This window comes from Olleya marilimosa CAM030, from assembly GCF_000518485.1.
GTDB classification, from domain to species: domain Bacteria; phylum Bacteroidota; class Bacteroidia; order Flavobacteriales; family Flavobacteriaceae; genus Olleya; species Olleya marilimosa.
Genome location: NZ_JADR01000009.1, coordinates 88,549 through 104,477, shown reverse-complemented (window position 1 = coordinate 104,477; position 15,929 = coordinate 88,549). Strand labels below are relative to the sequence as shown.

General features: G+C 32.0%; 14 protein-coding genes. 5 read left to right on the top strand and 9 right to left on the bottom strand.

The window, feature by feature from the left end:
- Positions 1-66: 66 nt before the first annotated feature.
- On the bottom strand, positions 67-6,651 hold the full coding sequence (locus tag M890_RS0111590; RefSeq protein ID WP_028283697.1) for an alpha-2-macroglobulin family protein: 6,585 nt from the start codon (positions 6,649-6,651) through the stop codon (positions 67-69).
- 174 nt (positions 6,652-6,825) lie between these two features.
- On the opposite strand from M890_RS0111590, the gene M890_RS0111585 reads away from it, so the two are divergent.
- Positions 6,826-7,770, top strand: coding sequence for a tetratricopeptide repeat protein (locus tag M890_RS0111585; RefSeq protein WP_028283696.1), 945 nt, complete (start codon positions 6,826-6,828; stop codon positions 7,768-7,770).
- A gap of 2 nt (positions 7,771-7,772) precedes the next feature.
- Here M890_RS0111585 and M890_RS0111580 read toward each other — a convergent pair whose 3' ends face one another.
- Complete coding sequence (locus tag M890_RS0111580) at positions 7,773-8,519, bottom strand: hypothetical protein (protein ID WP_028283695.1); 747 nt, start codon at positions 8,517-8,519, stop codon at positions 7,773-7,775.
- Between the two features lie 159 nt (positions 8,520-8,678).
- Here M890_RS0111580 and M890_RS0111575 point away from each other — a divergent pair, with 159 nt between their 5' ends.
- The 4 genes from M890_RS0111575 (at position 8,679) to M890_RS0111560 (ending at position 11,978) form a co-directional block, all read left to right on the top strand.
- A complete protein-coding gene (locus M890_RS0111575; protein WP_028283694.1) occupies positions 8,679-10,034 on the top strand; it encodes a UDP-N-acetylmuramate--L-alanine ligase in 1,356 nt (451 codons plus the stop codon).
- 192 nt (positions 10,035-10,226) lie between these two features.
- A complete protein-coding gene (locus M890_RS0111570; protein ID WP_028283693.1) occupies positions 10,227-11,525 on the top strand; it encodes a DEAD/DEAH box helicase in 1,299 nt (432 codons plus the stop codon).
- A 13-nt stretch (positions 11,526-11,538) separates the two neighbouring features.
- The gene (locus M890_RS0111565; RefSeq protein ID WP_028283692.1) at positions 11,539-11,754 is read left to right on the top strand and encodes a DUF6500 family protein; all 216 of its coding nucleotides are present in this window, start codon (positions 11,539-11,541) and stop codon (positions 11,752-11,754) included.
- Positions 11,754-11,978: a VF530 family protein gene (locus M890_RS0111560; RefSeq protein ID WP_028283691.1), complete on the top strand. Its 225-nt coding sequence runs from the start codon at positions 11,754-11,756 to the stop codon at positions 11,976-11,978. Before M890_RS0111565 ends, M890_RS0111560 begins: the two co-directional genes overlap by 1 nt.
- Positions 11,979-11,981: 3 nt before the next feature.
- On the opposite strand, the gene M890_RS16100 is transcribed toward M890_RS0111560, so the two are convergent.
- The 7 genes from M890_RS16100 to M890_RS0111525 all read right to left on the bottom strand — a co-directional run bounded on the left by M890_RS16100 (position 11,982) and on the right by M890_RS0111525 (position 15,801).
- A complete protein-coding gene (locus M890_RS16100; protein ID WP_036597511.1) occupies positions 11,982-12,896 on the bottom strand; it encodes a YitT family protein in 915 nt (304 codons plus the stop codon).
- Between the two features lie 3 nt (positions 12,897-12,899).
- Positions 12,900-13,352, bottom strand: coding sequence for a tRNA (cytidine(34)-2'-O)-methyltransferase (locus M890_RS0111550; RefSeq protein WP_028283690.1), 453 nt, complete (start codon positions 13,350-13,352; stop codon positions 12,900-12,902).
- On the bottom strand, positions 13,345-13,569 hold the full coding sequence (locus tag M890_RS0111545; RefSeq protein WP_028283689.1) for a hypothetical protein: 225 nt from the start codon (positions 13,567-13,569) through the stop codon (positions 13,345-13,347). The genes M890_RS0111550 and M890_RS0111545 overlap by 8 nt, the downstream gene beginning before the upstream one ends.
- Positions 13,570-13,636: 67 nt before the next feature.
- Positions 13,637-13,786: a hypothetical protein gene (locus tag M890_RS16865; RefSeq protein ID WP_191100390.1), complete on the bottom strand. Its 150-nt coding sequence runs from the start codon at positions 13,784-13,786 to the stop codon at positions 13,637-13,639.
- 106 nt (positions 13,787-13,892) lie between these two features.
- Positions 13,893-14,354 carry a GNAT family N-acetyltransferase gene (locus M890_RS0111535; protein WP_028283688.1) on the bottom strand — a complete coding sequence of 154 codons (462 nt, stop codon included), beginning with the start codon at positions 14,352-14,354 and terminating at the stop codon, positions 13,893-13,895.
- A 9-nt stretch (positions 14,355-14,363) separates the two neighbouring features.
- Positions 14,364-15,128 (bottom strand): tryptophan synthase subunit alpha, encoded by a 765-nt coding sequence (gene trpA, locus M890_RS0111530; RefSeq protein ID WP_028283687.1) that lies wholly within the window; start codon positions 15,126-15,128, stop codon positions 14,364-14,366.
- Between the two features lie 394 nt (positions 15,129-15,522).
- Positions 15,523-15,801, bottom strand: a complete 279-nt coding sequence (locus M890_RS0111525) for a GIY-YIG nuclease family protein (protein ID WP_028283686.1) — start codon at positions 15,799-15,801, stop codon at positions 15,523-15,525.
- Positions 15,802-15,929 lie beyond the last annotated feature (128 nt).

The window sequence follows — 15,929 nt, the reverse complement described above, 5'->3', positions numbered from 1 at the left end:
TTAAGTGATTTATGTAAAAAAAAGCTTCCAAATTAATAGAAGCTTTTTTGTTTAGTGAAGCTGAATTTATTCTACTTCAAGGCGTACACCTTCACTATGACTACTAAATTCTGGTGCATACATACTTTGTATAGTTGTAATACCATTACTCATATTACCAGCATTATTAACGCGTAAATCATATTCAAAGACAAAAATACCTTTTGGTAAATAGTCAAAAAAGAAGTTGGTAGATGCATCTTTAGTCGCTTCATAATACCCTAAACCATCTTGATATTTGTATTGACTAAGTACATTAATAGGTTCTAATCCTGCAGCACGCATATCCTTCATATGTACAAATTCCATAGCGCGATCGCTTCGTAATTCTATACGGACTCTTACTAAATCTCCAACTTTTAATTTAGTTTCATTTGTTATGGCAGTAATAAGTTCACCTGTATCTGTATTGGTTTTTAAGTATAATTGTTTTTTAAGTTTTAAAGGCGTTTCTGCAGACGTTATGTTATCTAAATCCTCAAAATATTGCCAGTATAAACTTCCCCAAGCAATGCCATTTCCTTTTTTGGTAAGCTTGACTTCAGCCATTTTAGGAGTAATTTCCGTTCCAGACCAAGAGGTTTTGTAGTAACCTGTTCCAGCTTCTACTTTTACATCTTCTAAAGTAGCAGGTGTTATTTTTTCGCCACCTAAAACCACATCAACCATTTCTGTTACACTTAGCCAATCGTTACCTTGTAATAATAAAGCATAGACAGCATCTGTGGTTGCTTTTGTTGTTTTCCATTGGTTGGTCTGTTTGTTTTTAAGTAACCATATTTTAAGGTTATCAATCGTTTCAATGTTTTTAGCTTCGGTTTGTAGTATTGTACCAGCTTCAGCAAAAGCTTCAATCATTAAGGCTTGTGTTTCAATGGATGCTTGATACCAATAGTAAGAGTTTGTGTTTTCTTTCCAATACATTCCTAACTCGTCAGACGTAATACTGTTTTCGCTAACCGATTTTAAAATGGCTTTAGCTGTTGTCGTATCGTTATTACGTTTCATTATTAAAGCCATCATTCCTTTAGCATATAATGGACGCTGTAACCAATAGTTTCTAATTTGTGACAAGTAATACTTGTGGATTTCTTGTTGTTTTTTAGATAGCTTATGCTCAGGAAAAAAGCTTCGCATGTATAAATAATGTAACTGCGTATAACTTAAATGGTCCTTGGTATAATCCACAGTATTGGTATACTTTGTTAAATCGTTATATTCTTTTTCAAATGCTTCATCTAAATAATCTAATGCATTTTTAACCATGTCAGTTATGTCTTCATCTTTATCACTAACCACATTTAGTTTTTTAAGATGTCCAAAACCAGTAATAATATGTTGTGTGATGTAACGGTTAACACGATAATCTCCAAACCAAGACCATCCACCATTTGACATTTGGTTGTTTTTTAGTTTCTTTTTAGCAAGTGCTAACTCATTATTCATTTTATTTAAATCAAACAATAAAGCAATACGTTTTTTCTGTTCTGTCTCTGACTGTGCATCACGTAACCAAGGTGTTTCTTGTATTAAAATAGATTTTAATTCTTCATTTTTTTCAAGATTACTTAATAAAGCATCTGTATTTTTCCATTGGTTAAATACCTCTTTAACACGTGGATTACTGTTTACAATATGACTAGCTAGTGCGTTGGCGTAAAAACGACTAAAAGTTTGCTCATTACACTCGTAAGGATATTCCATTAAGTATGGTAAAGCTTGTATAGCGTACCAAGCAGGATTGCTAGTCATCTCTAAGGTTAATTTGTGATGCTTTAAAGTAGCAGACGAATTGGTTTTTAACTTCTCCAATGTAAAGGTTTTGGTTTGGTTGCTTTTAATCCACATTGGAAGCGTTTCAGTCACCAACATTCTATTGGTTAAAACAGGTAAAGCATTTTGCTCTCCATCACTAAAATCGCCAGATTTAGCTAATATTTTGTATTGCACAGCACTTACGTTATCAGGAATGGAAAGCGTCCATGTGACTTGCGTATTACCTTTCGCTTTCGCGGAAAATGATTGCTGGTTTAACGTATTGGCTAATTCCGAATCTATAGCTTTTCCAGTCAATGCATCAAACAACTGAAGCACTGCAGTACCTGTTAAATCCTTTGTGCTAAGATTTGCAATTTTTGTGCTAATCTGTATTTGGTCACCTTGTCGTAAAAAACGTGGCACATTTGGTAACACCATCAAGTCTTTTTGTGTAACGGTTTGCAGTGTGTTTTGAGCATGATTACCTTGTTTGTCATGTGCAAACACATTAAGATTCCATCTAGTTAATGCTTCTGGTGTTGTAAAGTTAAAGGACACATTACCATCTTTATCTGTAGCTAATTGCGGAAAGAAAAAGGCAGTTTCTTGTAAATTTGTTCTTGCTTTAACTAGAGAAAAGTCTTCTGTTGTACCTTTTTTTGTTGTGATAATTATAACACCATTGGCACCTTGAGATCCATATAAAGCAGTTCCGCCAGCACCTTTTAATACTTGTGTGTTTAGTATAGAATTTGGATCAAGATTACTAACTTGGTCTGCAGACATTATCACACCATCAACTACAATTAACGCTGCATTGTCATCAGTTAAGGATCTATTTCCTCTTAAAATAATCTTTGTGGATTTATTACTTTCTTCATTAGCTGGGTTAATTGCTAAACCTGAAACTTTGCCAGACAGACTTTGTACTACATTTGGGTTTGATGCTTGATCAAGGTATTCTGTAGACATTATTGGAGTTGCACCTGTAAGTTCATCAGCTTTTCTTTCAACACCTAATGCAGTTATAACCACTTCATCTAAAGTGTTGTCAGGTTTTAGTGTTATATTAAAGACGTTATCAACTCCAATTGTTTTTTGGATTGTACCATAGCCAACATAGCTAAAAGTTAAAATAGCGCCAGTTTTTGCTTTAATAATAAAGTTACCATCAAAGTCTGTAGTTGTGCTTTCTGTACTACCTTTAACTGCAATTGTAGCAGAAGGTAATGGTAATCCGTTCTCGTCAATTACGGTTCCTTTTACATAACCATCTTTTACATTACCATCGTAAGAGGTTCTAGTTTTATTTGCTCTAAGTGAATTGATGTAATTGTTATAAAACCAACCGTTATTATTAATAGCAAACCCAAACCAATTAAATTGATCAAAGCTTTTTAAATTATTAAAACTATGATACTCAAAATCTCTATCTACTCTAAAATGGGTTACGCCAAAACTGTTCCCATTATTTTTTCTAAAAGACGTGTAATAGGTTAGCGGTTCAAATGGTGAGTAGTCCCAGTTGTGCGATTTAAACTGATCAAGAGATGCATCATACATACTAGCTAAAAACTCGGATGCAATTTTTTCGCCTTTTGTTCCTTTAACTTTAAAGCTCCAAGTTTCGTCTGTTCCTGGTTGTAGTTTGTCTCTAAACGTAAGTGTTTCAATTTCTAAGTCTGTTTGAGGATAAGGCACATTTATGGTTAGACTACCACCTGAGTAACTATTAAATGCTGCCAAACTATAATGAACACCAAAACCTCCTAAATCGTTTTTGTCAACAGGTATACTTATTGTTTTTTTGTTTTGGTTTAAAGTAATAGTATGGTTTTCTGTGATTTGATAATCACGTTCTATACTAACTGTAACAGTTATGTTTTTGGCAGCGCTTGCAAAGGTTAAAATTGCTTTGTCACCAACATTATAACTGCTTTTATCTGTTTTAACTGTAATTAATTGTTGGTCTGCAAGGGTTTTATCCTTGTCAGAAAACAACATGGTTTTAGCAATATCCTTAACCTCTTGACCAAATTTGTCTTTGGTTTCTAGTTCTAAAATGTAGGCTCCAGACAGCCATTTTTTGATGTTTTTTAGGTCTATAGTTTTAGACTTTTCTGTGTCAAAGGTTTTGGATAAAACTAAGTCGCCTTTTTCCCAATGTTCAGGATTATCTTCATTGGTGTAAGCATCATGCGGAAAGTAGTTTTTAAATTCTGTTTTTGTAAACCCTTCATAATCCGGAATGCTCCATGGTCGTGGTCTTAACACATTATCAGGAGCTTGCAATTTGTAAATCTTTAAAGTCCCTTTGGCTGCTACAAATTGACCATTTAAGTTTTGCGTAGTAATAGTAATTTGATTGTCTTTTTTTGTTTTGTCAATGGTAGAAGCAATGTCAATAGTAGCTGTTAACGCGTGATATCCGACTTTTACAATTGTTGAGGTGCTTCTAGTTTCGCCATTAATATCTGTGACGTCTGCTGTGACTTTATAACTAAAAACTGGTAAGCCAGATTTATCAACTTTTTCATCTGGTATGGCTTTAAATACAAGCTCATAATTACCATCTGCATTTGTTGTTGTTTCGCCATGTGTTATTTCTTGCGATTCACTAGTATAACTAGGTCTATACCATCTATACCAAGCAGGATATTGTACGTTTCTAACGACACGATAAACGACCTTTGCATCTGTAATTTTACTACCTGCAAAAGCTATAGCTTCGCCTTTTACAGTAATGCTGTCATTAACTTTAAACGTTTCGGTAATGGGATTAAAATTGGTTTCAAACTTAGGACGCTTATATTCTTCAACCGAAATTGAAGTCTGACCATAAAGATTTGTATCGTTAATTTGTATGCTATAATTACCTGTTAATCCATCGTTAGGTAAAATAAATTCGCCTGAAACAGATCCAAAATCATTGGTAATTAAATCTAATGTGCTTGCTTTTTCGCCATTAGTATTATATAAAATGACTTGTATTTTTTTATTAGAATATACCTCTGTTTTATTGTTTTTGTTTTTTAAAGCAATTGCTTTAAAATAAACGGTTTGTGATGGTCTGTAAATACTACGATCGGTAAAAACAAAAGCTTGATAGTTGGTGTCATTATCTTCACGACTACGTTTGTAATTATACATGTAATAGCTGCCAAAATAGGCAGTATCATCATTAGATTTTACCGTTAAATTAATATTACTACGATTATAATTGTTGGTTTTGCTTAAAGCAATAATACCTTTTGAGTCTGTGGTTGTAGTTTTAGTGTGTATTTTCTCGTTACGGTAGGTATAGTCAAGGTCTACTTTTGTATTTGCTAAAGGAGCTCCATTATTACGGTTAATAACTTGGAAAAAATCTTGATTGTTATCTTGATAGTTTACAATCGCAATGTTAGTAACTTGGGTTAAGGCTGTTGCAAAAAAATCTGATTTTAAATCTGTAGTTTGTCCAACGATAAGATATAATCCATTATCTAATTTAGGTACTAAACTTTCAATGGTGTGTTGTTGGTAATCGTTTTCGTCTTTTAAGGTAGACGACCAAGTTTTTGTTGTGCTTAGTTTTTTGATAAAGTCTTTTTTATCTTCCTCTTTGTATAATTTTAAATACGCATCATACTGTTTTTTGCTTATAGCATATGCGTTAAAAGTTAAGTTTTGAATGTTTTTATAGCTAATTAAAAAACGCGAATACGTATTAATTGGTATGTTTTGTTCGGTTTGAATGGTTAAACTAGGTTCTAATATTTGAGCCTGTAATGCATTACACAAACCAGCACCTTTACTATCCGGAAACTTTGCTATGACTTGTTTGCAAATAGCTAAAGCATCTTTAATTTTAAATCTTACATCAGCATTTGTGTCCTTGTTATAGTTAAAACCTTGTGTGTTGTAAATTGTGGCTATTTTAAAAAGGTAAAGACCAGAAACTTCATGATTTTTATATTTTTCAGCTTCGGTTTGTAGTGCTTTTAAATATAGGTCGTCTTTATTTTCAAAAGTCGCATTGTAGTAGACATAGTCTAATCGCTCAGTATTTAATTCCGTTAAGGCATACGGTGTTTTGTCTTTTAAGTGAAATTTAATTAAATCTTGATATACTTTTAATGCTTGTAATTGTAATGATGTCGAATCTTTAGAGGTGATTTTTAAGTCAGAAAACGGTTTGGAGTCTGTTAAAAATTGCTCATCATCAATATTAAATTTATAGGCTGGTTGCGTGATTCTGTTTTCTGGTGTTTTGTAAAATTCTAAGGCGTTATGGCTTAAAAAGTCAAATAAAGTTGGTCTGTAAATTTCAGCGTCTTTTCCTTTAGTAATTATAGCTTCAAATTGAAGTGTTGGTGTTTGTTGAAGTATTAATCCATTTTGTAAAGAGCTGGCAAAAAGCGCTTGGATTTCAGTAAAAAGGGTTTCTAAATCCCAAGTTCTAAAATCAACTGCATCTGCTTTTTGTGCAGTTTTTGTACGTCTATAAAATTGATATCTGTTTTGCTGAAAGTACTGCCAATACAACGTTGCCAACATGTTTTCTAGCACATTTTTAGTAGGTGCTTCTGTTTTAGCAATTTCTGCTTTAAAATCGTTAACAATACTAAGTTGAGCATCTTCCTCTAGCAATAATGCAAACTTGCTTTTAAATAGTAAAACTTTAATACGTTGTGCTGTGTTATTGTCTGCTAAGGCTTTGTCTTGTATGGTATTAACAACTTCTAGCGCACTTTTTGGAAGGCCATTAATTTCGTGATTTTCTACAATTTCCCATAGTTTGGAATAGTTGTTGGTTTGTGAGTGGGACGTTGCAAAAAGTAATACCATTAATAGCGATAATATATGTTTCATTTTATTAATTTTTAAACAAGGTACTTTGCTTTTTATGATTGTAATAACATAAATGTGTAAAGTAAACGTTTCAATGAGTGACGAGTGATAAATTTAAAGTTAAATAATATTTAACCAAATTAATCAAAAACAATACCAAGAGAATACTATTTTTGTAAACCTTTAACATTCAATATGAAATCATTTTTAGTAACCTTATTATTACCGTTAACTATTTTTGCTCAGACCTCAATAGAGAAAGGGAAGACTTATATTGATAGTAAACAATTTGCTAAAGCAGAACAAGAATTATATGCTTATGTAAATTATCATTCTGCAAATCTAGAAGCTATTGAGTTGTTAGGTGATGCGTATGGTCATCAAAAAAAATGGGATGAAGCTGCTGCAGAATATAAAAAGCTTGTAAATACTAAGCCTAATACAGCAAACTACCACTATAAATTAGGAGGCGCTTTAGGGATGAAGGCTTTGTCTGTAAGTAAAATTTCTGCTTTAGGAATTATTGGAGACGTAAAATCCTCTTTTTTAAAAGCTGCAGAATTAGACCCAAATCATATTGAAGCACGTTGGGCTTTGGTAGAATTATACATGCAATTACCAGGTATTATTGGTGGAAGTAAAAGTAAATCTTTAAAGTACGCTAATGAGCTTGAAAATCTGTCTAAGGTAGATGGTTATTTGGCTAAAGGTTATATTTATGAATATGATGACGAGCCAGAATTAGCAGAAGAATATTACCTAAAGGCTATAAAAGTTGGAGGCTCTTTAACGTGTTACGATAAGTTAACAGCGCTTTACGAAAAAGAAAAGCAACCAGAAAAAGCAGTCTCTAATTTGGAAGCTGCACAAATAAAACACCAACGCAATAGTTTGCATTATCAAATAGGGAAGGTGTGTGCAGATTATAACGTGCAATTAGATAAAGGAGAGCGTTGTTTAAAAGTTTATATCCAAAATTATTCAGCTAAAGATGGTGTTCCAAAAGCATGGGCAAACTACAGATTAGCGCAAATATATAAGCATAAGCAAGACATTACTAATGCTGAAAAATATATTGATTTGGCTATAGCCGAATTGCCAAGTATTGATGTGTTTAAGACGTTTAAGCAAGGGTTGTAAATTTATCCCATGCGTCTAAATAATTTAAATAAAAAATAGGCAATACCTACAGCAATTAATGCGTAATAACCAACGCCACGTTTTTTAACTTTTTTCTCTAATATTGGTTTTTGACTATTAAATGTTACTTTGTTTTGTTCTTTTTTTGAAGCTAAGTAAATGTGGTTTTCTGAAGCAGAATAGCTATCTATTTTCTGGAGATATTTTAAAATGTCCTCTCTAGCAACATAAATATCTTTATGATGTTTAGGGCTAATGTCTTCTAAAACATCACAGATATATAAGCAATAAGCGATAAGTTGATTTTTATCTTTTTTTATAATTTCAGAGCTGTCCAAACGGTTACAGATATTTAAAATAGTAACGTTTAGAGCGTTTTTAACTAACGGAACATTAAAGTTTTCTGGCTTTTTATCTACTGTTTCTTTAGCATGTTTTAAAACGTCTAAAGTTTTAACTAGTTCTGGATGGTACTGGATTGCAACAACATCAATTACTTTTCTTGTGGCTAAATATTGGATAGACCTTAAAAAAGCATTTGTTTTTGCAGTGTTATTAGACTGCTCTGCATAAGTGTTGTAAATGGTTTTAAAGCTTTCAATATATTGGTCTTCGATATGAGTTTTAAAGGCATCATCAACAAAATCAATTTTTGAAAAATCCGAAAAACCCGTGATTTCTTTCTCGTTTAAAAGTAAATTTAATGCTTTATGGTTATTGATTAAGTTAATGAACGTGTCCGAAGTCATAAGGTATATCTAAAATTATATAACAATAATACCCTTAATATAATTTAAGCACAAATTAATTTGCTGTAAGTAACTAAAAAAAGATTTTAAAAAGGATAATTGCTAACCCTTATTTTTGTTAGCAATTACTATCTTTGATTACTCTACAAAATTAGGATAATGAAAGTACATTTTATAGCTATTGGCGGAAGTGCTATGCACAATTTGGCATTAGCATTACACAACAAAGGTTACCAAGTTTCAGGAAGTGATGATACGATTTTTGAACCTTCTAAATCTAGATTAGAAGCAAAGGGATTATTGCCAGAACAATTTGGTTGGTTTCCGGAAAAAATTAGTGATAATCTGGATGCCATAGTTTTAGGTATGCATGCTAAAGCAGATAATCCAGAGTTACTAAAAGCACAAGATTTAGGACTTAAAATTTACAGTTATCCAGAGTTTTTATACGAACAATCTAAGCATAAAACTAGAGTGGTTATTGGTGGAAGTCATGGTAAAACGACAATAACATCCATGATTTTACACGTCATGCATTACCATGATCGTGATGTAGATTACATGGTTGGTGCACAATTAGAAGGGTTTGATGTTATGGTTAAACTAACCGATGATAACGACTTTATTGTGTTGGAAGGTGATGAGTATTTAAGTAGCCCAATAGATAGAAGACCAAAATTTCATTTATACAAACCAAATATTGCTTTGTTAAGCGGAATTGCTTGGGATCATATTAACGTGTTTCCTACCTATGAAAATTATGTAGAGCAGTTTAGCATTTTTGTAGATAGTATTGTAAAAGGAGGAAGCATAAATTATAACGAAGAAGATGCAGAGGTTAAGCGCGTAGTTGAAGCATCTGCAAATCCAATACGTAAGATTGCTTATCATACACCAGATTATACTGTGGAAGATGGCGAAACGTTATTAGAAACTCCTGAAGGTCCAATGCCAATCGAAGTTTTTGGAAAACATAACCTAAACAATTTAGCAGGTGCCAAATGGATTTGCCAACATATGGGAATTGATGAAGACGATTTTTATGAAGCCATTTCTACTTTTAAAGGTGCAAGTAAACGTTTAGAGAAAATTGCCGAAAATAACACCAGTGTTGCTTTTAAAGATTTTGCACACTCGCCAAGTAAAGTAGAAGCTACTACTAACGCTGTAAAAGAGCAATATCAAAACCGTACGTTAGTGGCTTGTTTAGAGTTACATACTTATAGTAGTTTAAATGCCGAATTTTTAAAAGAATATAAAGGAGCATTAGATGCTGCAGATGTAGCAGTGGTGTTTTATAGTCCACATGCTGTAGAAATAAAAAAATTAGATAAAGTATCGCATGAGCAAATTGCCAATGCTTTTCAGCGTGAAGATTTAATTATATACACCAATCCAGAAGCATTTAAAGACTTTTTGTTTAAGCAAAACTTTGATAATAAAGCCTTGTTATTAATGAGTTCTGGTAATTATGGAGGTTTAGATTTTGATGCAGTTAAAGGATTGATAGATTAAATTTTACGTAGACTTACTTTTTAATTAAGCAAATAAAGTAAGTCTATTTTTGTTTTGTTTTAAGTAATGCAAATGCACTAAAACACAAACAAAACCTAATAAAAATATTAAAACCATAATTTAGCAGTACCTTTGCACTAAATTAAAAGAGGTAGCCTAACTGAATAGTGTTTATCTCAATAAACAGTATTTATGTCATTTCAATCTTTAGGCCTATCTGAAGCCTTACTAAAAGCAATTAGTAAAAAAGGATACACTACACCAAGTCCAATTCAAGCAAAAGCCATTCCGCCAGTATTACAAGGTCATGATGTGTTAGCTTCTGCACAAACAGGTACAGGAAAAACTGCAGGTTTTACACTGCCTTTATTACATATATTATCGGAAAACCCGAAAGAAAAATATAGACCTATTCGTGCTTTAATTTTAACGCCAACACGTGAGTTAGCAGCACAAGTATATGCTAATGTAAAAGAGTATAGTGAGTTTTTAAACTTACGTAGTGCTGTTATTTTTGGAGGAGTTAATCAAAAGCCACAAGCAGCAACCATCCGTCAAGGTATTGATGTATTGGTCGCTACTCCAGGTCGTTTAATTGATTTAGAAAGTCAAGGATTATTGTCTTTAAAACGTGTCGAAATTTTTGTTTTAGATGAAGCTGACCGTATGTTAGATATGGGTTTTTTACGCGATATAGAACGTGTCATGAAGCTTATGCCTGATAAGAGACAAAACTTAATGTTCTCGGCAACATTCTCTAAAGACATTAGAAAACTAGCAAATGGGATTTTAAATCGTCCAGTACAAGTAGAAGCTACACCAGAAAATACAACCGTTGATGCTATTACACAAAAAATATTTAGAGTAGCAAAAGGTAAAAAAACTGACTTAATTATTAAGTTAATTACAGATGGTAACTGGAAACAGGTATTAGTCTTTACACGTACCAAACATGGTGCAAATAAGTTAGTAGAAAAAATGATTAAAGCTGGTATTAAAGCAGCTGCAATACATGGTAATAAAAGTCAAGGTGCACGTACAAAAGCTTTAGCTGGTTTTAAAAGCGGAAGTGTAAGCGTGTTAGTAGCAACAGATATTGCTGCTCGAGGACTAGATATACCATTATTACCTCACGTTATTAACTTTGAAATTCCTAATATTTCTGAAGATTACGTACATCGTATTGGTCGTACAGGTCGTGCAGGAGCAAATGGAGAAGCAATAAGTTTGGTTAGTGCAGACGAAACTACTTTTTTACGCGATATAGAAAAGTTAATTGGTATGAAACTACCAGTTGAAATTTTAGAAGGTTTTGAACCAGATCCAAATGCGTCGACAGTTCCTATTAAACCAGGACAAAACAGACAGCCTAGAAATAATAAGCCTAAAGGCGAAAAAAGTAAATCTAGAGGTAATACCAATTCTAACTCAGGTGGTCGTAATAGATCTAGAGCTAAATCGAAAAGTAGAAACAGCGACAGTAGACGTTAATTAATTATAAGTTATGACTATTGACTTAAAAGATAAAATAATTGAAGTTTGTAATAAAAAAATAGCACAAAAAGGAGACGCTGTTGGTGTCTCTTTTTATGCTTTTTTTAAAAATAAAAATGATACTCCAGAGTTATTAATGGAAGCAGCAACTTGGTGGATACAAACACACCAATTGAATCATTTTGAAAAAGCAGTCAAAATTAAAAGCTTAATAGAAAACATTTAGTGGAAACACAAAAGAATAATCCTTTACACGGTATAAAGTTAGAACAAATCATAACAGATTTGCAATCGCATTATGGTTGGGAATATATGGGTCATGTTGTAAAAATTAAGTGCTTTACAGACAATCCATCAATTAAATCTAGTCTTAAATTTTTGCGTCGTACACCTTGGGCTAGGACTAAGGTAGAAAATATGTACTTAAGCTATTTAAAGAAAAATAAATAGTTTTTAAAAAGGATTTTGCGACAAAAAATTTGCTAGTTTTTCTCCCTTTTTCCGATCTAAATAGCGTCTTAATACACCTCCTTTAACGTTATTTACATCAAATTCAACAATAAAAGCATCATCATCTATATTAGATATAATTCGGTACATTTTTTTAATGTCTATACGATTAATAATAGTGTGGATAATATCTAATTCTTCGTTTTCATTTTTATTTACAAACCCTTTTTTTCCTTTGTAAATGGTCATTCCAGCACCAAGTTCTTTTATAATAGCGACTTTAATCTTTTCGTAATCTTTAGAGACAATGGATACGCCAATAAAGTCCTCAAATCCTTCAATAACCATATCAGTAACTTTAGCAGTTACAATATAAGTAAGTATGGAATACATGGCTATTTCTTTAGAAATAACAAAAGCTGTGATAGTAAATAATATGACATTAAAAAGTAGGATGACTTTTCCTATACTAATTCCAAAACGGTCGTTAATAAATACACCTAAAATTTCTGATCCGTCTAAAACAGATCCATTTCTAATGGCAATGCCAATTCCTGCTCCTAAAAATAAACCACCAAAAATGGATATTAAAAACTTGTCTTCGGTAATTATTTCGAAGTTTTCAAAATGAATAAATAGTGCTAATCCAATAATACTAATAATAGATTTTAAAATAATACGTCTTGAAACAGTAAAATAACCAATAATTAAAAACGGAATACTTAGTACAACCAATAATAAAGAGATGTTTATATCAACTAATCTGCTTATCAATAACGCAATTCCGGTGACACCTCCATCCAAGAAGCGATTTGGCAGTAAAAAGGCTTTTAAACCAATACTTGCCAATAGTATACCTATTGCAATTTGAGCGTATTCTGAAAGTGATTTAATTATTTTACTTTTTTTTGAATCCATAAGTTATTGTTGTAGTTTTCTTAAGCCTTCATACACAATAATTCCAACAGAATTAGCCAAGTTTAAACTTCTTATATGCTCACTGTATAAAGGTATTTTATATAGTGATTCTTTGTGTTTTTCTATAATTATGTTTCCTAGTCCAACGGATTCTTTTCCAAAAACTAAAAATTGATTGTCTTTAAAAGGAATGTCCCAATGCGATTTTGTGCCATGACTGGAAAAAAATGCAAAATTGGCATCTTTATTTATTTCAAAAAAATCATCAACCGAGTCGTACATCACTACGTTTAAATGTTTCCAGTAGTCTAATCCAGCACGTTTTAAACGTTTGTCACTTAGCTCAAAACCAAAAGGTTTTACTAAGTGCAACGTGCTTCCGGAAGCTAGTGCTAATCTGCCAATGTTACCTGTGTTATTTGGTATTTCTGGTTCTATTAAAACAATATTAAGCATTGGATCTTGTTGTTAGTTTTACAATTGTTACTCTAATTAAAAGTACCCAAGGGAATCCATGTAAAAGCACATCAAACCAATCCATTAATTTCATGCCTTTTGCGCCTCCAGCAATCCATTGTAATTTACCCCAAATATGAGGTTCTGGAAAAAAAGGTGCTAATCCTAGCGTTAAACAGAGTAGTACAATTAGTCTAAAGTCGTTAAGTAGTTTCATGTAATTTTATAAAAAAATGCCTATTCAAATATACTGAATAGGCATTTAATAAATAGGCTAATTTGGATTAGCTATTGGTTTTATTTTGCTGTTTTTTGATTGTCGACTTATCGATATCAAAATCATTAGTTTCCAACTTTGTGTTTGCGGTTGGATTTGTTGGATTTGTTTGTCTAACCGTTGTTTCAAATTTCTTTCTATCTTTTATCATTCCCATAATTTATTGTTTTTTTGGTTCAAAATAAAGATACTATTTATTTATGTAATTGTCTCACAAGGCTTAGTTAAAGTATTGCGTCTAAGTGTTAAACTCTCTTAAAAAGCTACTTAAGTTTCATTTTCATTTCAATCATCCTGTTTATAAAGCCTTTTTTTTGATACGCTTTTATTGCAGACTCGTTATCACTGTAAACCTCTAATCTAGTTTCAAAGATTTTTAAACTAATAGACCATTGTTTTAAATCTTCAATAATAGTTTGGATAATACCTTGACCTCTAAAATCTGGATCTACATACATAAAACCCATATAAGTATATGTATCAATGGTATGATAGGGTTTAGCTTTAATAATTTTGGCGTATCCACATGCTATTAAATGGTTATTAGCTGTGGCTACAATTAACTTTGCTTCATTAGATTGTATTAAATAATCTAAGTCATAATACGTGCAATCTTCTTTTAAAATGGAATCAAATGGACGTTCATTAGCAATTAATTGTTGTTCAAATTGTAATAATTTTGGTTTGTCTTCCAAAGTTGCTTCTCTAAACGTAATTGCAGCCATATTTGAATTTTATTTTAAAATAGAATCTGTAAAACTGTCAATATTGGTATTACCATGTTTAGTTAAATGCTTTATAAATGCACTACCAATAATTGCGCCTTTAGCGTATGTTGTGGCTTGCGTAAATGTAGTATTGTCCGAAATACCAAAACCTACTATCTGTGGGTTTTTAAGCTTCATGTCTGCAATACGTTTAAAGTAATCTGTCTGTTCTGTTCCAAAACCAGAGCTACTTCCTGTAACACTTGCGCTACTTACCATATAGATAAAACCATTGGAAATAGAGTCAATAAAATTAATACGCTCTACACTTGTTTGTGGTGTAATTAAAAAGACATTTATTAAACCATATTTTTCAAATGTAGCTTTGTATTGCTCGTTGTAAACATCTACAGGTAAATCCGGAATTATTAAACCATCAATACCGATATCTTGACATTTTTTACAAAACGCCTCAACACCATATTGTAACATAGGATTAAAATAACCCATGATTATTAAAGGAATTGAAACTGTTTTTCTGATATCTTTAAGTTGAGAGAATAACGTGTCTGTTGTCATTCCATTTTTTAAAGCTTGTGTTGAGCTGGCTTGTATTGTTGGTCCATCTGCTAAAGGATCGCTAAATGGAAGTCCAATTTCAATCATATCAACTCCGTTTTGTTCAAGGTTTTGAATTATTGAAACGGTATCGTTTAATGTTGGGTAACCTGCAGAGAAGTATATACTTAATAGCTTTTTGTCTTCTTTTAGTTTTTGATTTATTCTGTTCATTTTTAAATGAATTTATTTTTTGTTCCCTGTGAGATACTGAAACGAGTTCAGTATGATGTTGTGTTTGTGGTTTACTTTGTTATTAAGTTGCGTCAATCTGAACTTGTTTCAGATTCACATTATTTGGTGTTTCTATAACTTGGTTGTTCATGACCTTTTCTTTTCTTGTGTGATACTGAAACGAGTTCAGTATGACGCTATGTTTGTGATTTACTTAGTTACTAAGTTACGTCTATCTGAACTTGTTTCAGATTCACATTATTTTAGTGTACCAATTGCAGTGTTTATTATGTCATTTTTATTTTCTAGTGTGATACTGAAACGAGTTTAGTATGACGCTATGTTTGTAATCTACTTAGTTACTAAGTTACGTCAATCTGAACCTGTTTCAGATTCACATTATTAGTGTTTTTAGGGTTGGATTCTGTTCTTTAATTAAATTTAGTTTCCATTCCTTTTTCCAATTTTTAATTTGCTTTTCTCTCAATATAGCTTGATTAATATCGGTAAATATTTCGTAGTAAATCAAATCTTTTAAATTATACTTTTTTGTAAACACCGAACCAGTTCCATTTTGATGTTCAGTGATTCTCTTATTTAAATCTGCTGTTACGCCTACATAAAATGTTGTTCTGTACTTATTAGTGATTATGTAAGTGTAACTTGTTTTCATTACTATGAGATACAGGGACTAGGTTACTATTTTTTCTTTTACTTGTGTGATACTGAATCGAGTTCAGTATGACGTTATGTTTGTGGCTTAATTTGTTATAACGTTACGTCAATCTTAACTTGTTTTAG